This is a genomic window from Streptomyces sp. B21-105 (assembly GCF_036898465.1).
Lineage (GTDB): Bacteria > Actinomycetota > Actinomycetes > Streptomycetales > Streptomycetaceae > Streptomyces.
In genome coordinates this window covers 936,788-958,936 of sequence record NZ_JARUMJ010000001.1, presented here as the reverse complement: position 1 = coordinate 958,936, position 22,149 = coordinate 936,788, and the positions used below count along the sequence as shown (strand labels likewise).

The 22,149-nt window shown below is 67.7% G+C and carries 18 protein-coding genes and 1 pseudogene; 1 reads left to right on the top strand and 18 read right to left on the bottom strand.

From position 1 onward, the window contains the following. Positions 1-20: 20 nt before the first annotated feature. The 16 genes and pseudogenes from QA802_RS03990 to QA802_RS03915 all read right to left on the bottom strand — a co-directional run bounded on the left by QA802_RS03990 (position 21) and on the right by QA802_RS03915 (position 20,014). The gene (locus QA802_RS03990; protein ID WP_334518161.1) at positions 21-1,352 is read right to left on the bottom strand and encodes a DegT/DnrJ/EryC1/StrS family aminotransferase; all 1,332 of its coding nucleotides are present in this window, start codon (positions 1,350-1,352) and stop codon (positions 21-23) included. Positions 1,353-1,428: 76 nt separating this feature from the next. Then, on the bottom strand, positions 1,429-2,346 hold the full coding sequence (locus tag QA802_RS03985; protein ID WP_334518159.1) for an aminoglycoside phosphotransferase family protein: 918 nt from the start codon (positions 2,344-2,346) through the stop codon (positions 1,429-1,431). Between the two features lies 1 nt (position 2,347). Then, positions 2,348-4,045 carry an AMP-binding protein gene (locus tag QA802_RS03980; protein WP_334518158.1) on the bottom strand — a complete coding sequence of 566 codons (1,698 nt, stop codon included), beginning with the start codon at positions 4,043-4,045 and terminating at the stop codon, positions 2,348-2,350. 73 nt (positions 4,046-4,118) lie between these two features. Further along, positions 4,119-6,119 carry a carbamoyltransferase family protein gene (locus QA802_RS03975; protein WP_334518157.1) on the bottom strand — a complete coding sequence of 667 codons (2,001 nt, stop codon included), beginning with the start codon at positions 6,117-6,119 and terminating at the stop codon, positions 4,119-4,121. Further along, the gene (locus tag QA802_RS03970) at positions 6,116-7,177 is read right to left on the bottom strand and encodes a glycosyltransferase family 2 protein (RefSeq protein WP_334518156.1); all 1,062 of its coding nucleotides are present in this window, start codon (positions 7,175-7,177) and stop codon (positions 6,116-6,118) included. Before QA802_RS03970 ends, QA802_RS03975 begins: the two co-directional genes overlap by 4 nt. A 31-nt stretch (positions 7,178-7,208) precedes the next feature. Continuing rightward, positions 7,209-7,487 (bottom strand): hypothetical protein, encoded by a 279-nt coding sequence (locus tag QA802_RS03965; RefSeq protein ID WP_334518155.1) that lies wholly within the window; start codon positions 7,485-7,487, stop codon positions 7,209-7,211. Continuing rightward, complete coding sequence (locus QA802_RS03960; RefSeq protein ID WP_334518154.1) at positions 7,487-8,551, bottom strand: condensation domain-containing protein; 1,065 nt, start codon at positions 8,549-8,551, stop codon at positions 7,487-7,489. Before QA802_RS03960 ends, QA802_RS03965 begins: the two co-directional genes overlap by 1 nt. 31 nt (positions 8,552-8,582) lie before the next feature. Next, positions 8,583-9,023 carry a carbamoyltransferase C-terminal domain-containing protein gene (locus tag QA802_RS03955; protein ID WP_334534315.1) on the bottom strand — a complete coding sequence of 147 codons (441 nt, stop codon included), beginning with the start codon at positions 9,021-9,023 and terminating at the stop codon, positions 8,583-8,585. A gap of 290 nt (positions 9,024-9,313) precedes the next feature. Then, positions 9,314-10,324, bottom strand: a pseudogene (locus QA802_RS03950) (carbamoyltransferase N-terminal domain-containing protein); the annotation flags it as partial. Between the two features lie 51 nt (positions 10,325-10,375). Next, complete coding sequence (locus tag QA802_RS03945; RefSeq protein WP_334534313.1) at positions 10,376-11,323, bottom strand: UDP-glucuronic acid decarboxylase family protein; 948 nt, start codon at positions 11,321-11,323, stop codon at positions 10,376-10,378. A 1,186-nt stretch (positions 11,324-12,509) separates the two neighbouring features. Then, positions 12,510-14,000: an NUDIX hydrolase gene (locus tag QA802_RS03940; RefSeq protein WP_334518153.1), complete on the bottom strand. Its 1,491-nt coding sequence runs from the start codon at positions 13,998-14,000 to the stop codon at positions 12,510-12,512. Between the two features lie 54 nt (positions 14,001-14,054). Next, positions 14,055-15,146: an NUDIX hydrolase gene (locus QA802_RS03935; protein ID WP_329407200.1), complete on the bottom strand. Its 1,092-nt coding sequence runs from the start codon at positions 15,144-15,146 to the stop codon at positions 14,055-14,057. Between the two features lie 71 nt (positions 15,147-15,217). Beyond that, positions 15,218-17,206 carry an ABC transporter ATP-binding protein gene (locus QA802_RS03930; RefSeq protein ID WP_334518150.1) on the bottom strand — a complete coding sequence of 663 codons (1,989 nt, stop codon included), beginning with the start codon at positions 17,204-17,206 and terminating at the stop codon, positions 15,218-15,220. Next, a complete protein-coding gene (locus QA802_RS03925) occupies positions 17,203-17,394 on the bottom strand; it encodes an NUDIX hydrolase (protein WP_319648332.1) in 192 nt (63 codons plus the stop codon). The genes QA802_RS03930 and QA802_RS03925 overlap by 4 nt, the downstream gene beginning before the upstream one ends. 184 nt (positions 17,395-17,578) lie before the next feature. Continuing rightward, positions 17,579-18,454, bottom strand: coding sequence for an aminoglycoside phosphotransferase family protein (locus QA802_RS03920; protein ID WP_329407195.1), 876 nt, complete (start codon positions 18,452-18,454; stop codon positions 17,579-17,581). A 351-nt stretch (positions 18,455-18,805) separates the two neighbouring features. Continuing rightward, positions 18,806-20,014 (bottom strand): hypothetical protein, encoded by a 1,209-nt coding sequence (locus tag QA802_RS03915; RefSeq protein ID WP_319648330.1) that lies wholly within the window; start codon positions 20,012-20,014, stop codon positions 18,806-18,808. Positions 20,015-20,156: 142 nt separating this feature from the next. Between QA802_RS03915 and QA802_RS03910 the strand changes: the two genes are divergently transcribed. Then, the gene (locus QA802_RS03910) at positions 20,157-20,687 is read left to right on the top strand and encodes an NUDIX domain-containing protein (protein ID WP_329407193.1); all 531 of its coding nucleotides are present in this window, start codon (positions 20,157-20,159) and stop codon (positions 20,685-20,687) included. 20 nt (positions 20,688-20,707) lie between these two features. On the opposite strand, the gene QA802_RS03905 is transcribed toward QA802_RS03910, so the two are convergent. Continuing rightward, entirely contained in the window at positions 20,708-21,253 is a 546-nt protein-coding gene (locus QA802_RS03905; RefSeq protein ID WP_319648328.1) for an NUDIX hydrolase, read from the bottom strand. Next, positions 21,250-22,095 carry a class I SAM-dependent methyltransferase gene (locus QA802_RS03900; protein WP_334518147.1) on the bottom strand — a complete coding sequence of 282 codons (846 nt, stop codon included), beginning with the start codon at positions 22,093-22,095 and terminating at the stop codon, positions 21,250-21,252. The genes QA802_RS03905 and QA802_RS03900 overlap by 4 nt, the downstream gene beginning before the upstream one ends. Positions 22,096-22,149 lie beyond the last annotated feature (54 nt).

The window sequence follows — 22,149 nt, the reverse complement described above, 5'->3', positions numbered from 1 at the left end:
CCAGACGTGCTCCGCTCGCACTACCCGTTGCCCCGTTCGTCCACCACCACCGCGTCGTCACCGGGGTCGGTGGAGAGCAACTCACGGTGATGTTCGGCGACCTTCGCGAACAGGTCGGCATAGCGGCGGATGCGGGGGGCGTCAAACCTCTTGAACGGCGGCACGCTGAAGGCGCGCAGTCCCTCGGTCACCGGCAGGCTGCCCAGGGGCTGGCGCACGTCACGGGGGCTGTTCTGGATCCTGGTCGGACGGCCGACGCCGTAGACATCCACCTCGTTGAGCACAGGATGCAGGTGAAGCGGTTCCCGGATGATGTTGCGGGTGTAGGAGGGGAACCCCTCGGCTCGCACCGCCTTCATGAAGCCGTGGGCGGAGAGGCCGGACAGGGCGTTCGAGTCGTATATCCCGTGCGGCTGGTACCAGGCACCCATGGTGCGGTCGTCCCCAGCGGGCGGCCGGTGCGGGACGATTCCGGGAACGCCGTCGAGACAGTCCCAGAAGTAGGTCATGGCGGCGTCCACCTCTTCCATACGACTGTCGAGGCGACGCAACTGCTGACGGGCGAGGGCGGCGCTGACCGGGTGCATGCGGGAGGTGACTCCTCCGAGCGGAAGGCCCTTGAAGCGAAGCAGCTCCGCGTCCTCGACGTAGTTCTCGTGGAATCGGAAGTTCTGTCCCCAGGCGATGACACGATCGTGCATCTGCCGGTCCTCGGTGACGACGATCCCGCCTTCCCCCACCGCGATCGGCTTCCCGGAGAAGGAGAACGCCGCGATGTCGGCCAGCGCGCCGGCGCGTTGTTTGCGATACAGCGAACCGTGCGCATGCGAGGCATCCTCGATGATCCTCACCCCGTGCCGGTCTCCGATCTCCCGGAATCTGGCCATGTCTGCCGGATAACCCAACATGTGCACCACGACGATCGCCCGGGTGCGGTCCGTGATCCGGCGTTCGACGTCTTCCGGGTCGAGGTTCATGGTTGTCGGCTGCACGTCGGCGAAGACGATCGTCGCCCCGAGCGAGTAGACCGGCAGCGCGGTGGCCCAGTACGTCGCGCTGGGGACGATCACCTCGTCGCCCGGGCGGACACCGGCGGCGTACAGCGCGGCCAGCACCGCCGACGTACCGTTGACCTGGGCGATCGCGTATCCGACACCGCAGAAGTCGGCGAACTCCGCCTCGAACGCCGCTACGTTTCCGGATCCCTCGAAGTTGTGCAGCCGGAGCACGTCGAGGACGGCCTTCTCGTCCTCCGGCTCCAGGATCGGCCATCGGAACAGCACGTCATCGGGATCGTGCCGAAGCGTGGGAGCGTGGTCGAAGAGTGCAAGGGACTGCCCTTGGACGGCCATTCATTTCTCCTTGTCGTACCGGCGCGGTACCGCGGTCCGTCGCTGGAACCGTGGGTCGGCTCGGATTCTTCGGCTGTCATTCCCTGAGGCTGAGCGCGACCGCGAAGAGATGGTCGAAGTCGTCGGGCCGACCGGAGACGGCACTCCAGATGGCCAGGTCGAGAGAGTTGGCGAAGGCCCACTGCCGACACCGGTCCAGGTCCAGGTCCAGCATCGCCCGCAGGATGTCGAGGCGACGCTCGTTCCTGGCACGCAGCCGTTCCACGTCGAGTTCGGCACCCCAGGGGTTCCTGAGCATCGCCGCAACGTCCGCCTCGCGGTGTCCGATTCGACCGCAGGGGTCGATGGCGACCCAGCCGCACCGGTCGGAGGAGAGCACGTTGGCGTGGTGCAGATCGCCGTGCAGGATCACGTCGTCGACCGAGCTGTCCCAACACCGCAGAATTTCGGTGGCCTGGTCCAAAAGGTCTGGCGGCACCAGGCCCGGACGTCCTCCGGCGCGTGAACGCATGATCGCCGGTCGTTGTGTCGCCCAGTCGGACAGGCGGTTGGGCGGTTGCAGCCGCGAGGCCGGCACCGTCCACAGTCGTCGCATCACCGTGGCGAGGACCCTGGTGGCCTCATCATCGGGCAGATGTGACAACGGGCGTGCCGGCCCGACCCTTTCGAGCAGCGCGGCGTCCAGAGTCTCGTCGTAGGCTAGCAACCGGGGCGAGGACTCTCCGTCGTAGGCACGCAGGGCGGGGACCTCGAGTGCCGCGAAGTCGTCGGGCGGGATCACCTTGAGCACCGCGGGTGCGCCGTCCGGCTGCCTGACTTCCAGCACGACGCTGTACTGGGCGGGCAAGGCTGCGACCTTGTCGAGGTCCCAGCGGCGGCAGGCCGCGTCCACGAGTTGGTCGACCCGGCCCAGCCAAGCGCTCAGTGCGGGATCCTCCGCAGCGCTGCGCACCAGACCGATGGGCGCGGCGACCGGGAAGCCGGAGGCAGCCATGTCAGTGCCCCCCGTCGTCCGGCAGAAGGTGGCGCTGTAGGTCGGCGATGGTGGCGAGGCTCATCAGCTCGCCCAGGTCGACCATGACGCCGAACGCTGTCTCGATCGCCATGGCGAACCGCACGAAGTCGAGCGAGGTCAAGCCCAGCGCGAACAGGTCGTCGTCGGCCTCGGCTTCGGTGAAGCCCAACTCCCGGACGAGTGCCAGAATCCGATCGGCACTCTCCGGGACGGCGGCGGGTGCCCCAGCGTCGAGCAGGATGTCGCGGACCTTGCCACGGGCGATCTTGCCGTGTTCGGCGACCGGCACCTCGGATACGCACAGCATCCGGGTAGGTCGTTGGACGGGGCGGAGGCGCCGACGTGCGAAAGCGTGCAGTTCGGCGTCCGTCACGGACCGGTCGCCGACGGGCACCAGCAGCAGGCCCACCGTTTGCCCCATCAACGGGTGCGGGAGGGCCGCAGCAGCCGCAGCAGCAATGAACTCGCATTCCAGGAAAGCCTGTTCCACTTCGACAAGTGAGACGTTCTCCCCACCACAGTTGGCCGTCTCGGCAAGCCGACCGCTGTACCAAAGCCGGCCGGTATCGTCGAGCACGCCGATGTCGCCCGTGGACACCCAAGGACCGTCGGTGGAGTCGGCTTCGGCCCGATGGTCCGGGAAGTACCGCCGTCGGGGCAGGACGGCGTGCCGGAGCTGGATCTCTCCCGCTGTTCCCGGCGGGACGGTCACGCCGCTCGCGTCGACCACCCTGACCAGGGTGTCGGAGTCGGGCACTCCGAGTTCGCCGCGCCACGGAGACCGGCGGTGATCTGTCCGGTCGAGCCGGATCTGGACGGCCGCCTTGCCGGACTCCGTGCTCGAATAGTCCATCCAGATCTCCGCGCGGGGGAACAACCGGGCCAAGGCATCCCGGTCGTCCTCGCTCACCGCGGCGGAGCCGATCCGGACCTTCCGGACGTCCGTGCGCTGTGGCGGCAGGTCCGTCTCCTCCGCGTCGAGCAGCCGGATCATGGCGGGCACCAGCTTGAGGTAGGTGGGCTTCTGCTTCCGCAGGGTCTGCCAGAAGGCGCCCGCCGAGAACCGGGGCAGCGTGATCACCTTGCGCCCGTCGAGCAGCGGCGCCACCAGGTGCATCGCGCCGTCGACGGTGTGCACGGCTGAAGCGGCCAACAGCACGTCCTGCGTCCATCCCCCGCGCGTCTGATAGGCGGCGTCCTGGTGGGTGATGGCCACGCCCCTGGGATTCCCGGTGGCGCCCGATGTCTGCACCACCGCCGCGATCTCGGCCCCGATGTCCGACCGTTCCGCCCAGCGCTCCAGACGGCAGTGCCCCGAGCATGGCTCACCACCGATCTCGCCGACGGGCCAGTCGTTCGGCAACACAAGATCGACCCCCGTCCGGGACCGGCCGCGCGCCACGGTCGCGGGGTCCGACACCTGCGGCAGGAACACTGGTACGGCTGCCAGCAACTGCACGGCGACCATGGCCGACGCCGCGTCGATCACCTCTTCCGCGGTGAAGCGGAGGCCGACCGGTGTCCCGGGCCCCACTCCTCGGGCGGAGAGGCGCTCGGCCTGGGCGCAGGCTCGGCGATGCCATGCGTCGAACGTGAGCGTCTGCCCTCCCGCTACGACATGTGCCACCGCCCGGGGGCGTTCCCGTGCTCGGGCGCGGAGTGCCTGGAACAGATGCATCGAGTCCCTCACTGAAGTGCTCGGCCGTGCCTTGGAGCCGCTCGCCGGTCGCGCTGTCGTGCCGTCCCGCGCGTCATGCCGGTGTGCGGCCACGGGGTGCCAGGTCGACGATGCGGAGTTCCCACAGCCGCATGAGCTCGTCGGCCACGCGGGCGCCGTCGTCCCCCGCTGACGAAAGACCCAGGTCAGCGGGGGACGTCGTCCCTGTGGCGAGCAGGTCCCACAGCGCTGGCGAGACGTCGATCTCGCGCGCACCGGCGTAATGGAAGGTGGCGACGGTACGTGACGATCCCGGCTTCCCCGGCCGCACGATCTTCCTCAGCTCCGCGGCAGGATGCAGGGACGGCACGCTGGTCAGGATCGCTTCCACGAGGTCGGAACGGCGGCGGATCACGAACCCCGGCAGGACCAGGCAGTCGAGTGCTGTCGTGACCAGACAGCGCAGCGCGTCGTCCGTGGTCTGCACGATCGGCTCCGCGAAATTGTTGAACGAGGTGTTGAGGACGACTGGCACGCCGGACCGCTTGTAGAAGCTCTGAATGAGTTGCCAGAACGCCGGATTGCTGTCCTTGTCGACCGTCTGCACCCGTGCGCTGCCATCGACGTGCACCACGGCCGGCAACCGCTCGCGCCATTCGTCCTTCACCTGCACGACGTACGACATAAAGTCGAGCGGCGCCCGGGTCGGCACGGCCTCGAACACGGTCTCCAGGTGCTCGGCCAGCACCGCCGGCGCGAACGGGCGGAACTCCTCGCGCTTCTTGACCACCGCGTTGACCCGGTCGCGGTTCCCGGCGTGCCGGGGGTCGGCGAGTATGCTGCGGTGCCCCAGCGCCCGGGGGCCGAACTCCGAGCGGCCGCGCGCCCAGCCGACGATCGCGCCCTCGTCGATCAGACGCGCGGCGAGGTCGTGTTCGTCACCCGGGTCCACCGCTTCCCACTCGACGAACGGGGCCCACCTGTGGACCGCGGCGGACACGTCCAGTCGCGCGCCCAGATTGGGCCCGAGAAAGACATGCCGGAGCCGTTTGCTGTGGAAGACGCCGGCCTCCGACTGGAGGGACTGGGCGGCGCCCAGGGCCGAGCCAGCGTCGTGCGAGGCCGGGTGGACGAACAGGTCGTCGAAGAGCCCGGAGGAGAGCAACCGGCCGTTCGCGGAGGAGTTGTGGGCCACGCCGCCGGCGAGGCAGAGCCTGCGTTCTCCTGTCTCGTCGCGCCAGTGGCGAGCGATGTGCAGGACGACCCGCTCCAGCACCTCTTGGAGTGCGGCGGCCAGGTGGGCGTCCTCGGCCCGGGGCACCTCTCCTCGACGCCGCGGCCGGTACCCCTTCCGCAGGAAGCGCTCCACGAGAGCGGCTCCGTCCATCTCGAACTCGCCGCCGGGCAGGACGGCGGTGCACCGCGCGAACTCCTCGCGATACACCTCCGGGTCACCGTAGGGTGCCAAGCCCATGGCCTTGTACTCGTCGAAGCGTTTGAAACCGATGAGTGGAAGGGCCGACAGGTAGAAGTGGCCGAGGGAGCGGGAGATGTCGTAGGTCTTCAGCAGATCCAGCTTGCCGCTGGCGCCCCGGTAGACCGAGATGCTCTCTGCCTCGCCATTGCCGTCCATGACCAGGGCCAGGCCGCTGTCGAACCCGGAATCAGCGAACGTCCCGAAGGCGTGGGATAGATGGTGCGGCACGAAGGTTATCCGGTCGGCCGAGAAGCCGGTGGGCAGACATTCGTGGAGTCGCTCTTCGACCAGGTCACGTGCGGACCTGACCAGTTCATCGGGGTTTTCGAGGTACTGGTAGCCCAGTTCCAGGTCCGAGTACTCCTCACCGAAGAAGAACGCCACGTTGTCGATGTCGCCGGGGCGTATGCCGGCGATCTCAAGACAGGCTCGAACCGCCTCGTGCGGAAACTTGTTGGTGTGTTTGATCCGGTTGAGCCGCTCCTCCTCTACGGCCGCCACCGCCGTGCCGTCGACCACCAGACCGGCGGCGGAGTCGTGGTAGAACCAGTCGGGCAGTGCAGGCAGGAACTTTCCGCTCAGGTCGGAGAAGCTTCCCGTGATACCGAGTGTGATCACGCCTCACTCCTCAGTTCGAATCCCGCCCGGTCCACGTACACGAACCGTTTCAGGGCCAGCCCCGGCCTGTTGCGGCGTGCCGCCCCGACGATCACGCCGAGGGTGAAGACACCGTCCAGCCCGCGGGCCGCGAGTTGTCTGGGTATCTCGACCCAGGACCTGCTGGTCGTGCTCTCGTTCCCGGAGACTTCGTACATCGACTTCCGGGCACGCGTGGTGCCGACCGCGATCGAGGCGAGGGCTGCAAGGCCGACGACGGCCTTCGTGCGGCGTCCGCCGGCGGCGAGGACAGCGCCGGCCAACATCGCCCCGGCCACATGGGTGGGTACGTGCAGCTGGGTGCGCTGGTTGTGGAGATCGACCAGGGCGGCGTCGGCGGCACCGTAGTGGAACAGGCTCCGCGCGATCGGGCGCAGACCGCCTATGTGCGCGCGCCGGTGGCTCACTTCGGCCATCGGGTTGGTGGCGATCTCGTACCCGGCCTCCGTGAGACGGACTCCGAAGTCGACGTCCTCGCCGCCGACGGGGGCGGGGAACATGGCCCGAAAGCCGCCGACCTCGCGGAAGGCGGCGGCCCGTACCACCAGGTTCGACGTAGTGCCCCACAGGACCCGGTTGAACCGGTCCGGCCAGTCGTAGCACTGGTTGTACATGCGGGAATGTCGCACGATGGGCCATGGATGAACGTCGTTCCTGTCGATCATCCGGGTGGGTCCGATGGCTGCTCCGACGCCTTCCGGTGCCTGGGACATGAAGTCGATGTGCGCTTGGATCGACTCGTCGGTGATGACGCAGTCCGAGTCGACGAACAGCAGGAGCTCTCCGCGGGCGGCTTGTGCGCCGATGTTGCGCTTCGTCGCCGCGTCCAGCGGTCCGCGCAGATACCTGCAGCCGCCCACTGCGGCACATCTCTGTTCGAGTTCCGTGGCCTCCGCCCCGTCCGAGCTGTCCACGACGAGGACTTCCACGGTTTCCTCATGTGCCGGTTTACGCAACTCCTGGAGTAACTCGGCCACGTAGGTGCCGCGACCGGAGTGAGTCGGAATGACGATGGACATCCGCGGACCGCTGGGATCCGAACCGGTCGTCTCATGGCTCACCATCGATAGGCCCTTTCTGAAGGCTCTCTCTGATACGGGTGAGGGTGGAGACGATCTCCTCGTCGCGGAGAACATTCGACTCCAACTTCACCGACAGTCCCAGGCGGCCGCCCCGCGGATCGATCGAGAAACCCATGTGCGGGCCGCCTGCCTGACGGACGCTGTCGACGACATCGACCTCCGAAGTGGAGTACTCGGTCAGATCGGCACCGCCCAGGGGGTCCCCTTCGACCTCGTCGGCCAGTGTGCGACGGTCATTGAATTCCACTAGGAAGCGGTTCTTCGCCCGCCGGATGATCTCCGCCGCCTCGCCTGGGGGACCTGAGCGTGCTGGTACGCCACCAGGGCCGCCCTCCAGACCCGCTTCGCCTCCGCCGAAAGGACCTGTGATTCCCGCCGGTACGGCATCAAGGACATGCTCTTCAGCCGGGTCACGGAGCGGATCCGGGGCGGATCGAATCTGTTTGCGCAATGCAGATGGAGCAGGAGGTCGGCCGCTCCCAGGGTGTCCGACGCGGCCAGTGCGCAGGAAGTCAGCAGCAGCGCGGACGTACTCATCGACAGGGAACTCGACGCTTGTCTCAAGGACGCGGTGAACTCCGCCCCGAGTGACAGCCCACCACGTCGCATGCGCCCCATAGGAGCACCTGGCACCGACCGTGGGTCAGGACTCGCCGCGCTCTTCTCAAGCAGCTCGCTGCGGTAGGCGAGGGCGGCCTTCGCACGCATCGCGCCGTGTTCGGAGCGCTCCCACTCCCACTGGTCGAGTTGCTGGAACGCTCGGGGCGGAGCACCACCGGCTCTACGAACCATGACCACTTCTCGTACGAGATCCTGCAGCAGGTTCTCGAAGCCCCACCCGTCGACCACCATCCGGGATATCACCACGACGATCCGGCGGACCGTACGCGAGGCCGTCACGAGCCCTATTCGGAGCGGTAACTCGGCGGTGACGTCTATCTGTCGGTTGGTGAGCAGATCGGTCAGCCTGGAGACCGCCCGCTCTTCCTGGCCGGCTCCCACACCGTCCACATCATCGACGAGTACCGGAATCGTTCCCTCGTCCGAGACGTGCTGTGCGAGGAAATCTCCGTCGCCCGCTGTGAACGTGGTCCGCAGGGCCTCGTGACGACTGACCAGAATCCGGATCGCCGACCTACAGTCATCGGTCGACGGTTCGCATTCCGGATCGACCACACCCCGCAGATCAGGACTGTCCTGGCCTGCCTGGCCGTGTCCTCCGTAGACGAACCCGTAAATGTCCTGCTGTGCCCAGGTGATCCCACCGGATCGAGTGGCGCAGCCGGTGAAATGAACTTCGAAGGAAGTCACTTTTCCTCCCGGATTCGGGCTCCCGGTGACGTCACTGAGCGGCCGGCGGCTGGACCTGGCGCTCGGGCTGGACACGACGGACGACGAAGCCGTCCAGTACCAGGGCGTCGAGTGCTGTCTCACACAGCAGTGACAGCGCCTGGGCCGGTGTTTCCACGATCGGCATACCGCGGCGGTTCAGCGACGTGTTCAGCGCGATCGGCACGCCCGTGAGCGACTTGAGGTGGTTCAGCAGCAGCCAGAAGGGTTTGTTGTCCGTCTGCGACACGGTCTGCAGCCGGGCCGAACCGTCTCGGTGCACGACGGCCGGTATCACTTTGCGCAGCGCCTCCGGGACCGTCGCGACGGAGATCATGTAGGGGCTGTGCGTGACGCCCTCGAAGTACTCGTCGGCGTCGGCGGCCAGCACCGCCGGCGCGAACGGACGGAAGTCCTCTCGGAACTTGATGTTGGCGTTGATGTGGTCACGCAGGTGCTCCCGCCTCGGATCCGCGAGGATGCTGCGATGCCCCAGGGCCCGGGACCGAATTCGGAGGGTCCTTGGAACCAGCCCACCACCTTGCCGTCAGCGATCAGCGTCGCGGCGATCCGGCCCCGTTCTTCTACGGGGAAAGGCCCTTCGAAGCTGCAGCGCTCGCTGAATTCGCCCAGAGCGGTCCGGATCTCGTCCTCACTGTAGGGACGGGCGAAGGCACTTGAGCCCTGGTGCTGTACGAGGGGACGTCCCAGCGTCTCCAGCCAGCCGTAGTAGGCGCATCCGAGGGCCACGCCGTTGTCACCGGCGGCGGGCTGTATGTACAGGTCCTCGAAGGGGGTTTGGGAGGGGATCTTTCCGTTGCACACCGCGTTGAGTGCCACACCGCCGGCATAACCTGCCACGGGCTCACCGGACTTACGGTGGTACTCGCGGAACAAGTACAGGATCGCCCGCTCTGCCTCGCTCTGCATATGGTGAGCCAGGTCGGCGTAGTACTGGAAATTCTCCGCGAGATTCGTTCCGTCCCCGGCCAGTTCGGCGGGGAACCGGGTCTGCCAGTCGTAGCGCAGGAAGACCCGGCCGTCGCGCAGGTCGAAGACGGGGAAGTCGAAGCGGCCAGGCGTTCCGTACGGTGCCAGGCCCATCAGCTTGCCGTCGGTAAAGTTGTTGCCGAAGACGTAACGGCTGACCGCGCCGTACACCGCCCCGATGCCGTGCGCCAGGGAGCGGGGGAACAGGGGGTGGTGCACATCGGTGACGGTTCTCCGCAACGGGGAGAAGTCCTTGAACACCGGAGTCACGGTCTTGCCGTCGAACAGGTACAGGCTTTCCTTCTCCCAGTAGCCGCTGCGCTCGTCGCCGTCGATCCCGGCGACGTCGGCGGGCAGAACACCTTCCGGGACGTCGATGCAGTTGTTGAGCGAGCTTCCTCGGCCGTCCAGCACCGCGATGGCCATGCGCGGAAAGGGGCTCGTCCCGGCGGCGCTGTAGGCATGCGCCAGATGATGCGAGATATTAACGCGAGGAACGCTGTCAGGAATTATCCGTTTCCCGCGGCGAACCTCATCGGCGTGATCGTACGAGTTGATTGTGTTGTTCTCGACCAGTAGGTCGATCGAGGACCATGAGATGCCCGCTGCGTCCAGGCAATACTGTAGGGTCAGATCGTCGTTGAAGCCGTCGTGCTTGCGCCTGGTGAGGCGCTCCTTTTCTATGGCAGTGACGATCACACCGTCTTTTAACAAGCAGGATGATCCATCGTGCGAAAGTCCCGTCCCGAGAACATACGTTGCCATATTCCGTCTCCCCGAGGTTCAGCTCGCAGTGCGCGATCGGATGGCTGGCGCTCAAGCGGTGAGAAGCTGCTCCTGAAACCAGTCGATTGTCAGCTTCAGCCCCTCGTCCAGAGAGACCTGGGGCGTCCATCCAAGAAGCTTTCTGGCCATGGTGATGTCCGGGCACCGAAGCTCCGGGTCATCCTCCGGACGGGGCGCGAACTCAAAGAGCGACCGTGACCCAGTCAGTTTCCTGATGCGCTCGGCGATCTGCCGGACCGATACCTCTTCTGGGTTCCCCAGGTTCACCGGACCTGGGTGGTCAGAATGAAGCATGCGAACGACACCGTCCAGCAAGTCGTCGACATAGCAAAAGGATCTGGTCTGCGAACCGTCCCCAGCGATGGTGATGTTCTGTCCGGAGAGCGCCTGACCGATGAAGGTGGGAATGGCCCGCCCGTCTTCTTTCCGCATTCGCGGACCGAAGGTGTTAAAAATGCGGACGATCGCTGCATTGACCCCGTACGTTCGACGGTAGGTGACGGTCAGAGCCTCTGCGAAGCGTTTCGCTTCGTCATAAACAGCGCGCGGGCCCACGGGGTTGACATTTCCCCAGTAAGCCTCGGTCTGAGGGTGAACCTGCGGGTTACCGTACGTCTCACTGGTCGAGGCGAGCAGGAACCGGGCGCCCGACATTTTGGCTAGGTTCAACGCATGGAATGTGCCCATCGACCCCGTGCGCATGGTGTGCACCGGCATCCTCAGGTAGTCGACTGGGGAAGCGGGAGACGCGAAGTGGAGCACGGCGTCCACTGGGCCCTTGACGGCGCATCCGTTTGATATATCCGCCTGCTGGACGTGCAGCCTGCCGGATACCTCGCATAACTTCAGATTTTCTAAGCTCCCGGAACTCAAGTCGTCCAGGCACACCACCTCCACGCCTTCTTGAATGAGCCGTTCGCAGAGATGTGAACCTAAGAATCCGGCGCCGCCCGTGACAACGGCACGTCGTAATTTCATCGAGTCCCCTCTCTTCGCGAACACATTCGCCCGCGTAGCCATCCATGGCTACGGATCCATAAATTTGGCGAGCACGAGAGAAACCGTTGCGTGAACTGCAGGATATTTTCTCGATTACAGTAGGAAAGGCGGCTATGCGGGCAGGCTGGCGACGCCCCATCACTTTCCCTGCGGACGCGGAGTCGATCATGTGAAGTAACTCGTCGATCTCGACCGTTTCGCTTTCCCGAGGCCCTTGATTCGAGCCGGCCAGCCAATGGCGGAGCGGTGAGCGGAGAATGTGCACATCGAGACTCTTCTGCACCCCTAACCAGATGTTCGAGATATCGGACGAGGTTCGAAAGCGCTTTCAGTACGCTAAGGCATGTGCATCATGTGGTCAACGGGGCGAGCAACGTCAATTGAGAGCCGTGATTCCGGCTGTCGTGGGCGCGTGGGGAGAGACATGGCTGGGCCTCGTCCTCACTTGGCATACGTCCGACATCCCACCTGTCACCTGGCTGCTCGGCTCGGCCAGCTTCGATGCGGCCTGTTCGCTCGCGATCCCCGCTACCGCATCGAACGCTGCGGCACCCAGCTGGCTGGCCTGCGCATCTCGTCGCCGAGCGCGACGCCGATGCTAGTGACTAGGCTGCACGTGGACTCTTCAGATGCTCCCCGGCCAGCGAAACCGGTCCAACCACCGCGTCCGTACAACTCATGGAAGGACCTCTCCATAGTCCGTCCCCCTACATCCCCCCTCGCCGCTCCTGCTCTCGTACATGGCTCCGCAGGTGTGATCTCAGGCACTCACCATTGCTAGGAAAGAGACATGATGGATCGCGTCAACGTGACACGGCGAGGTCACTCCGCCCTCGTGCAAAGCGACACGGCCTGCGTGGGACACGGTGTTTGCTGAAACAACCCAGCCCGCATCCCACGTCGAGTGCTCGGCCGCCGTCGGGAGCAGACACGTGCTGGGCGAGCAACGATCGCTCGTCGTCGTCCAGGGGCCGGTAACGGCGGCCTTCGGCGTAGCCGCGATTCCATTCATCTTGCGTGGTGAACAACGGCGCATCCTTACGGCGAGGCCAGGGGTGGGTACACGGATAGAGATCAGGCGGGGTGCCGGCTTAGACGGCCAGTTCCCACGGGCGCAAGGCGAGGATGCAGCGACGGAGGGCCTCGACGAGCTTGCGGCGGTGGCTCATGCCCATCCTGTCTCCGAGTAGAGGTGACCGGCGCGGATGGCTTCGATGACGCCCCGGGTGTAAGGGACGAGGGCTGCCGGGAGTGCGGTCGGGTCCCAGAATCTCCACTCGGTGCACTTGGCCGGCTCGCATGGTTGCGGCTCGCCCCTCCAGGCCCGAGCGCGGAAGAAGAGCCCCAGGCGAGGCTGGTCCCCGACCCGGTCGACGAGGTGGACAACGTGGACGAGTTCGACGTCCTGCGGCTCGATCAGTAGGCCGGCCTCTTCGCGTGCCTCCCTGATCAGGCACGTGATGGCGCTTTCCTGCTCGCAGTGGCCTGCCAGGGTGTGCCAGGTGGAGGGTGCGAACGCGGAATCGGGGTGGCGAAGCCCGAGCAGCACTGTTCCGTCGGGGCGCTCCAGATAGAGGTGGACGCCGATCACGTTGGGGACGGTGCCGCTGGGAGAGGCCGGTCGACGCTCGGCTACCGATGAGTGGGCGACGTGCGAGGTGAGAGTGGACGCGATGGCTGGGGAGGTGGCGGCGTGGCGTCGCACGAGGTCGCTGGTGGATGGTGTGATGCGCAGCCGGTGGAGGTCATCGGGAGTGAACCAGGCAAGCATCACTCCTTCCGTCAGGCGGAGTTCGCGGGGGTCGCCGTTCCAGGTGCCGGCGTAGATGGCGATGGGCAGGGTCGCGCCGGCGGCGTCGACCGCTTCCTCGGTGCCGAACGGGGTCAGGTCGGGGATGTGCAGTCCGGCTTCTTCGTCGAGTTCGCGTCGCACGGTGTGTTCCAGGGTGGTGTCCTGGGGTTCTCGGCCGCCGCCGAGGAGCGACCACATGCCCGGCTCCCAGATCTGGCCGGGGAAGTAGTCGCGCAGGTGGAGCAGGTATTCACCGCGGTCGTTGTAGATCAGGGCGGAGGCGTTGGCCGTCTCCGGTTCGACGGCGGGCGTGAGCTTGAGCAGCTTGTCGCGCAGGGAGGGGGAGGCCACCTTGTCTAGGGACCGCCACTCGATGCCGCCGACTTCTTCTTCCTGCAGCACCACGGGCACCTCTGTGGCGGTGCGTAGGCGGAAGAGGAAGCGGAAGTCGAAGTGCTGGTGGCTGGGTTCGCCTTTGCCTGGGTGGGCGTCGATGTTGTGGATGTCGATATCGAACGGCATGGCCTCGTAGCCGGGCCACGGTGCCACGGCCTGGGGTGGGATCCCGGTCTCCTCGTGCAGCTCCCGCAGGGTCGCCTCTGCCAGGGACTGGTCGTCGGATTCGGCGTGTCCGCCTGGAGCGAGTACCTTCCCGCTCGCCAGGTGCAGCACGTGCAGGACGCGGCCGAGGGGGTCGACGACGATGGCGCCGCAGGTGACGTGTCCGGAGAAGGTGGAGCGGCTGGCGATGTCGGTGGGCCGGTGGAGGGCTTCCAGGAGACCGGCGAGCTGTGGTCGCTCGTGAGGGTGGCGAGCGAGGTAGGTCTCGACGGTGGTGCGGATGTGGTGGTGCGACAGCGGCATGGGGGTACCTCAGAGGGGCGCGATGCGGAATGAGTCAAGGCGGGGGCGTTTGCTTCAGCTCAGCTGCATCCCCTCCGCCGGGACTTCCTCGATGGCGGTGGGGCCAGCGGTGGGCAGGCCCCAGCGCTCCCTGGCCGTTTCAGTGGCGAGGCGGGCTTGCCGCGCCCCCGGCGGGCCCCATCCGAGCAGGGCGGCTGCCTGGGCGGGGGTGGCGAGCAGGCGTGCGAAGGGGCGGCCGGTGGCGGGGTCGTCGGCTGCCGGCCCGATGCCGGTGACACGGGCGGCCAGTCGGAGCCTGGCATTGGGCCCCACCCCGCCGTAGACCTCGCCAGTCTCGTCGAGCACCCAGCCCAGTCGCACCGGGTCGGTCAGGGTGAGCTGGGCTTCCTCGGCGGCTTCGCGGTGGAGGGCTGCCTCGGGCGTCGTATCGGCCTTCTCCACGGTGCCGCCTGGCAGCATGGGCAGGGCGCCCCGGGGGGCGGGGTCGGCAACGAGGGCGACCCGGCCGTCGGGAACGAAGCACCACGCCCAGGCTTGCTGCACGGGGAGCCGCTCGGGCACAGGGCCACGGTTGAGGGGACTGTCCCACATGGGCCGGTAGCGGACGTGGACGTCATGGCGATCCAGCGCCGGGACGTCGAGGATGTGCCGGCCGTCGGCGAGGTGAGCGGTGGCGGTGTTCCCGAGTCGGGCACGGTAGGCGGCGAGCATGATCTGCCCGTCCACGGGACGCAGCTGCTGCACCGCGTCCCGGGTTTCGAGGAAGGCGTACTCGGACAGCTCCTCGCGAGGCAGGCGGATCACCTTCGCTTGGTCGAGGGTGAGGGTTCCGCCGTCGAAGACGTATCGGATCTCTCCGGGGCAGGGCGCGGCGGGCCTGATGTCTGGGTGGTGCTGTGAGAGGGAGTGGACGGCAAGCACGCCCGACAGGGTCAGGTCCGCCAGGCCCAGTTCCTCGGTGATTTCGCGCTGGCAGGCGGCGTGCGGGTGTTCGCCGGGTTCGACGACTCCGCCGGGCAGCAGCCACCGGTCGTCCTCGCGGTAGGTCGGGTGGACCAGCAGGACGCGGCCGACCTGGTCGGTGATGATCGCGGCGGCCCCGAGCCACACCGCGTGCCGGGTTGCGGCGTGCTGCGCTGCCGACAAGGCGGACTGCGATGCAACTCGTGCTGACGGAGGGAGAGAGGAGGACATGCTCTGCCTTTCGGTCGAGCGGGTCATGCCTGGTCTAAGACGCTGGGCGAAGCAGGCTTCGGGACGTTCGGGGTCGGGGCGTACTGGGCGGCCTGGGTGGCGAACATGGCGGCGTACCGCCCGCCTGCGGCCATGAGGTTGTCGTGGATGCCGTGCTCGACGAGGCGCCCTTGGTTGAGGACGTAGATGTGGTCGGCGTGGCGGACGCCGGACATGCGGTGGGTGACCAGGACGACGGCCCGGTGCGGGGCGGCGAGGCGCCGGATGCGGTCGAAGGCAGCGATCTCGGCTTCGGGGTCGAGGGCGGAGGTGGGCTCGTCGACGATGAGGACGCTGTCCAGTTGCGATGTTGAGCTACGCCAGTGGGTGCGGGCCAGACCCACTTTCTGCCATTCCCCGCCGGAGAGTTCGATGGCTCCGCGGAACATGCGGCCGAGCATGCTGTCCAGCCCGTTGGGGAGTTTGGCGGTGACGGGCCCGGCTCCGGCGTAGTCGACGGACTGCTGCAGGTCGTGGGCCGAGGCGTCGTGGTCGGGGCGGCCGATGCGGATGTTCATCGCGGCCGTGACGGGCCAGCGCTGGAAGTCCTGGGTGAGCAGGGAGACGCGGTGGAAGACCTGAGCCCGTTCCAGCTGGGAGATGTCGGCCTCGCCCCACTTCACCGTGCCGTCGTGAGGCAGCAGCAGACCGGACAGGATCTTCATCAGGGTGCTTTTGCCGGAGCCGTTCTCGCCCACGACGGCGGTGACCGACCCCATGGGGAAGGTGAGCGTGACGTCGTCCAAGGCCGGTGCGTCGCGGTCGGGATACCGGTAGGTGACGTGTTCCAGGGAGACCTGCTTGACCTGGTCAGGGACGGGGTTGCCGGTCTGGGGGATGGCGCGTTGGGCAGCTTCGACCAGGAACTGTCCGTGGTCCCGCACGTAGAGCGACTCTTCGTGCAGCTGGTTGATGTTCATCACCAGTGCGCCCAGGCTCGCCGACCCGGTCCGCACCGCGATCACTGCGGTGCCGGCGACGGCGAGGCTCATGTGACCGGCCATGACCAGCCAGATCATCGTTCCGTAGGTGGCGGCCATCGCCAGCCCGGACAGCGCGGAGGCGACCCATTCGGTGACGGCCTTGCTGGAGGCCAGACGTTCCTGCTCCGCCTCTGCGCTGGCGGCCATGCGCCGGTACCGGTCGAGGAGGAAGGGACCGACGGCGTGGATGCGCACTTCTTGTGAGGCGGTGCGTTCGGTGAGGAGGTTGCCGATGAGGCGGCTGGCCCGCAGATGCTCGATCCAGCTCATCATCGACACGTAGCGCTCCTGCGCCACCCGCATGGCGCCCCAACCGCGGGGCGCGGCGATGACCAGCAGCATGGGCAGCAGCGCTGGATGCAGGACGGTGAGCACACCGGCCGTAGCGATCAGCGAGATGCTGCTGTTCAGCGCGGAGACACAGGCGCCGATCATGCGGCGCGCGGAGGCGGGCCCGTACTGGGCGATGTCGATCAGACGCCGGAACTCCGGGTCGTCGATGGCTTCGAGTTCAACGGTGGTGGCCGCGGCCAGGTATTGCGTGGTGGCGATCCGCTCGACCTTCGGCTCAAGGCGGCCGGCCCGCGAGGTCGACCAGCCGGCCAGGGCGGAGTTCACGACGGCGGCGCCTGCGGCGGCGAGCAGGCCCGGCAGCAAGGCGTGCAGCCTCTCGACAGCGTCTCCGCCCCCTAACAGCGCGTGCATGACCGCGTTGATGGCAAGCAGGCCGACCGCGGCGGCGATGCCCTGGCCGAGTTCGCTGATCGCCACCGCCACGAGCGCGCGGCGATCCGCGCTCCAGGCCATCCGCAGGGCAGCGCCGACGAGTCTGGGCATCTGTCGCAGCGCCGATCGCATGGTCAAGTCCAGGCCCGCGTGCTCGTGTTGGGACCAGCCCATGTCGTAGCGCAACGGCCCGCCGAAGAGCTCGCGTTCTGCCTCGGAGACCTGGGGCTCCGCCATGCGGACCTTGCCGAAGAATCGCTTCACTCGGTGCCTCCCTGCGTCGGCCAGTTGAGAGCCCGGTATGACGGGCCGTGGGTGAGCATGTGGAAGATGGCGGTGGTGTAGGAGTGGCAGTCCGGCGAGGGTTTTTCCATCGACACCCAGAACAGCCCTTCGTACTTGTCCGGCTCGGCGTTGTGCGGCTCGCCCGCCCACGACTGGGCGACGAACACGGCGGTGTCCGATCTGGGCCGTCGCCGGGTACGTGGGTTTCGCCAGTTTCCAGATGGCCACCCACGACGGTGAGTTGTCCTGGTGCGATGGCCGTGTCCGGTCTGCGACATACGCGCAGGGCGGCGCCGCTCGCACGGAGCAGGACCTGGGCCACGTCAGCGATCAGCAGGTGAGGCGCGTCGCTCACAGACGGCCCTCCTGCATCAGGCGTTCGACGGTGCGCTGGCCGCGCGCGGTCACGAGCGGGTCGCCGTGCCGGGGACCGTAGGCGAGAGCGCTGGCGGCGTCAGCTGCTGCGAACGCTGTCAGCGCGTATTCCTCTGCCTCGGACAGAGGCCGGCCGTACCCCTCGAACAGGGCGGTCCGCAGCTCAGGACGATCAGGCCACAGCGAGGTGGCGAGTTTGACGAAGTCGGCGACACAGGGACCCGGTTCGCTGCGCTCGAAGTCGATCAATGCGCAGCGTTGGCCGTTCCAGAGCAGATTGCGCTCCCAGAAGTCCCCGTGCCGCCACCCGGCCGGTAGCGGTCCGCAGCCGGGCAGCGCGCTCACCAGGCGCCGCAGCAGGTCGGCTTCCGTAGCGGCCAGGTGGTCGCCGGCCTCGGCGAGGTGCTTGTCCAGGCCGGCCACCGTGTTCTCGACGACTGCGCCGGCTTCCGGCTGGTCGAGGGTGCCGGTCATCGCGTCGTGGAAGCGGCGCAGGAGCTGGCCGGCCTGCCGGTGGGCCGAGCGGCGGCGCGCGGGTGACTCCTCTTCCTTCAACGGCTCGCCGTCCACGGCGGTCAGGATCAGGGCGAGCAGCTCCGCGGAACTGTCTCGCAGCACCGGGGCATTGCCGTGACCGAGGTGAGAAACGGCCTGCCGGTAGGCACGGGTCTCGCGCGTGTAGAGGATCGGCTTGGGCGCCACTTTCACGTAGTGGTCGCCAGCGGGTCCGGTCACCCTCCATACCTGTGAGTTGTCGCGGGCATGCGAGGCGTCCCGCACATCGTCCAGGGGGCCCAGCACGCTCCCCACCCAGGCGTGGAGCGGGGAGGGAAGGCGAGTGGAGTCCGTCATGCCAGGTACCTCGTATCCGGTCGTGATCCGTCGGAGAGCAGGGCGGCGCGGTCGGAGGCGAGAAGGCTGGCGCCCGAGGAGGTAGCGGTGTTTTCGAACGCAGGACGAACGAGCACAGTGCGGCGTACGGGATGCATGAGGGCTCCTCGGGGTGAGATGCGGACAGGTGATCGGGTAACGGCGGGTCTGCTGTCGCCGTAACGGGTGGAGGCGGGCGAAATCTAGAACCTGATTTCGAATACCGGGCCCTCTCCTTCTGTGGCCGGGCAGGGTGGGCTGTGATGCTGTGTTCGATCACTCATGTGGGTTGCGGTACCTCCTGCGGGGGATTGCCGGAGACCGCCTGGCCGGTCATGGCACGGCGAGGTCCGGGCAGAAGGCGACGGCGTCGCGAAGGAAGCTGCGCTTGGAGTAGAAGGTGTGCTCGGCCGCCCAGCCGTGACTGGCGAGGTACTCGCAGAGCCAGCTGTCGATCCGCTTCATCTCGACGAGGACCTCGTCGTCGTCGTGGTCGAGGATGCTGCGCGAGCGGAGGTACTCCAGCTCGCACTGGGAGAGCACCACGTCGGGCGCCGCGAGGAGGGCGCAGCGGTCGAAGAAGATGCCGTAGACGTGTCCGGTACGCAGCGACTCGCACTGGATGTCGTAACGGACGCGCTGGAAGGGCGGCATGGCCCGGACCTGGAGGCCCAGGTCCTCGCGCAGGAACGTCCCGAAGCGGTCGGGGGCGATGTCGAGGCCGTAGGTGAGTTCCTCGCGGCGGGCGAAGGCGTCCTCGGCGAACCACTTCCGCTTGAGCACGTGCCCGGCGGTGACGGTGGGAATGAAGGAGGCGTAGCCGATCTCGGGCTCGGGGCCGGTGACGTCGAACAGATGGTTCTCGGTGTGGTGGATCTGGAACTCTTCCCGGTACTCCGGACGGCAGCCTTCCAGCTTGCCGTCGCGCAGTGCCTTGAGCAGTTCCATGGACGCGGCCCAGATGTCCGGTGCCGGGTCGAGGGTGTACTTGAACTCCAGCTCGGTGCCGGAGAAGTGCTTGCGGAAGTACCGCAGGTGGTTGTTGAGCGCCGTGCCCGACTCGGCGTGCGCCGTCAGCACGGGCCCGAGCCAGCGCAGCTCCTCGACCGGGCCATGGCCGACTGGTTCTCGGGTGGTGCGGACGAAGCAGGCGTCCTCGGGGTGGAAGCGGATCTGCGCGTACGCGTGGTAGCCGCCGCCAGGGTGTTCGGCCAGGTAGCACAGCGGCACCAGGCTGGGGGCGGCCTCGGTGCCGACCAGGGTGCGCAGGGCGGGGCCGGCGATGGCGTCGGGGAACAGTTCGCCGCCGTCGATCCTGGCCGCCCCGAGCCGGGTCCCGCCGGGGTGCAGCGCTTTGGCCGGGCAGGGCCCCAGCGCGTTCCAGCGGACGACCACGGTGGTGGTCGGCCTGCACACCTCCTGCGGTGGCACCCGTACGAGGACGATCGGCTCGTCTGGGCGCCGTGGCGCGGTGCGGTTGAGGAGGTGGACGCCGCCGAGGACGACCCAGGCTCCCCGGTCCAAGGGCTGCTCATCGTGCACGCTGGACTCCTTCGTGTGAAGCGGGCGCCACGGGTGATCGCCCTGCAGCCCGAAGGGGCCACCGGGTCGGCCGCACACCCCCGGATGGCTGCCTGCTCGTCGCTGCGACGTCCGGCCAGTTCGTCGGCCTAGGGTGGGACGGGTGAATCATGGTGAAGTCGGTCAGGTGATCTTGGACGAGGCTGTTGCGGATGCCCGCCTCGCCGCATGGGAGTTCGACGGTGCACGGGCCTGGCTGGAGGAAGCCCGTCGGCATCTGATGGAGCCGTTGGCGGCCGAGGTGTGGGTCACCGACCCTGCTTTCGAGCACGTCCTGCTGGTCAAGCACCGCGTGCGCGGATGGGTGCCGCCCGGTGGCAAGGTGGAGCCGGGCGAGGCACCGCGTGCGGCGGCGGCACGAGAGCTGCTGGAGGAGACCGGCCTGCGCAGCGTGCTGCTGCCCGAGCCCGCAGCCGTGGCGGTGCGTTCCTACCGGGCCGACTGGTCTCCGACGCTGGGCCTGTCCTACGCCGCGGTCGTCGGACGCGACGTACCGCTCGCCGGGGAGGAGAACCAGCCGGCGGCATGGTTCCGTCTGGACACGAGCTGGGACAGCGTCTTCCCCGAGGACCGCGAGCGGATCCGTGCGCACGCTCGCCGTCTGGCAGCCGGCCGGGCGGTCGGCTCCCGCTGAGGTAGGCCCCTGGCCGCCGTTCACAGGACGGCCTCGATCCGGTCGAGGTCGGCCGAGGGCAGGGTGACGAGCTCAAGGTCGTGCAGGAAGCGGCACCACACCGGCTCCAGGCCGGGTTCGCGCTTGAACTCCTCACGGTCCAGGTATCCGTTGGCGTACGCGGCGGTGCGCAGCGCGTGCTGCTGCAGCTGGTCGGGGTGGATCCACCGAGGGGCGCGGATCTCCCGGGGCGAGGGGCACAGCGCCCCGGAGACCTCGGCCTGGAAGATCCACCAGTGGTGGCCGACCGGACCGCTGGGCGTGCGGTGGCAGTGGTTGGGCCGCCACTGGTCCAGCAGCAGGTGCAGGTGGGTGACGTTGAGGCCGACCTCTTCGGTGACTTCGTCGCGGGCGGCCTGCTCGGGGCCGCCGTGCTCGTCGACGTGACCGGCGACCGGGGCGATTCCGGCTGGAGGGGTCGCCCGCTCGAACACCAGCAGGCCGCTCGGGGAGGAGATCAGTACCCCGACGCTTGCGTGGTCACAGAGGCGGGCCCCGCCGCCGGGAGCCGGGGCGGACGGAGTCATGCGGCGGCCTGTGGCCGTTGGGCGACGACGACGAGCCAGCTCGTCACGGCCGGGGCATCGGGGGTGGTCATGGCGTAGGCGGTGTCGAGGATCTGCATCCGCTGGGCGTGGGTGAAGTCGCCCTCGGGCATCGCGAAGACGGGGATGGACAGCCACGCCTTCTTCTCGGCCATGGTGCTGTGCTGGGCGGTGACCTCGGTGCCGACGACCGTCAGTCCGGCTGCTGACAGCTGCTCGGTAACCGTCTCCAGCGGCAGCTTCGGCGGCCCGTCCGCGTCCTTCGGCGGCGGGGTGTATCCGTGGCACTCAGCGGCGACTTGACGGATGAGGGCGTTCAGGGAAGGCCCGGTGCGGGCGGACAGTTCATCGGGGTGCCGGACGCCGGCGAAGCCGCCACCGATGTTGAAGACGAAGTGTCCGCCTGGGCGCAGGAGGTGGGCGACGGCCGCGAACACCGCGGCGGTATCGGTCTTCCAGATCGCGGAGTTGCACACCACGGCATCGGCGCTGCTGGCGTGGAGGTGGTCGGCGAGCCGTTCGGCCGGGGCGGTGATCCAGGTCAGGCGGGCGTCGGTCAGGGTGCGGCGGCCGACACGCTGCATCGCGGCGGCGTTGTCGATGGAGACGACCCTGGCGTGGTCCGGGATCAGGTCGAGGATCGCGCGGGCGGTCGCGCCGGCGCCGCCGCACAGGTCGACCACCAGGCTGGCGTCGGCCAGATGGCCTCGGCGGGCGAGGTCGCGGCTGGTCGCGTCGTACATGGGGTGGTCGCGGGTGAAGGTGTTGTACGCCTCGGCGTTGGTGTCCGCGTCCCAGCCGAGGATGGCGTCCTGGGGTGCCATGTTGCTGTGGCCTCGCTTCTCAGGGCGGCCCGGCAGTGCAGGCCGGGCGTTCGG

Bases quoted from the DNA above. Each gene is read 5' to 3' on its own strand.
- QA802_RS03980 (WP_334518158.1), bottom strand. From the start codon at position 4,045: ATGCATCTGTTCCAGGCACTCCGCGCCCGAGCACGGGAACGCCCCCGG.
- QA802_RS03970 (WP_334518156.1), bottom strand. From the start codon at position 7,177: ATGTCCATCGTCATTCCGACTCACTCCGGTCGCGGCACCTACGTGGCC.
- QA802_RS03990 (WP_334518161.1), bottom strand. From the start codon at position 1,352: ATGGCCGTCCAAGGGCAGTCCCTTGCACTCTTCGACCACGCTCCCACG.
- QA802_RS03920 (WP_329407195.1), bottom strand. From the start codon at position 18,454: ATGACGGACTCCACTCGCCTTCCCTCCCCGCTCCACGCCTGGGTGGGG.
- QA802_RS03900 (WP_334518147.1), bottom strand. From the start codon at position 22,095: ATGGCACCCCAGGACGCCATCCTCGGCTGGGACGCGGACACCAACGCC.
- QA802_RS03905 (WP_319648328.1), bottom strand. From the start codon at position 21,253: ATGACTCCGTCCGCCCCGGCTCCCGGCGGCGGGGCCCGCCTCTGTGAC.
- QA802_RS03945 (WP_334534313.1), bottom strand. From the start codon at position 11,323: ATGAAATTACGACGTGCCGTTGTCACGGGCGGCGCCGGATTCTTAGGT.
- QA802_RS03985 (WP_334518159.1), bottom strand. From the start codon at position 2,346: ATGGCTGCCTCCGGCTTCCCGGTCGCCGCGCCCATCGGTCTGGTGCGC.
- QA802_RS03940 (WP_334518153.1), bottom strand. From the start codon at position 14,000: ATGCCGCTGTCGCACCACCACATCCGCACCACCGTCGAGACCTACCTC.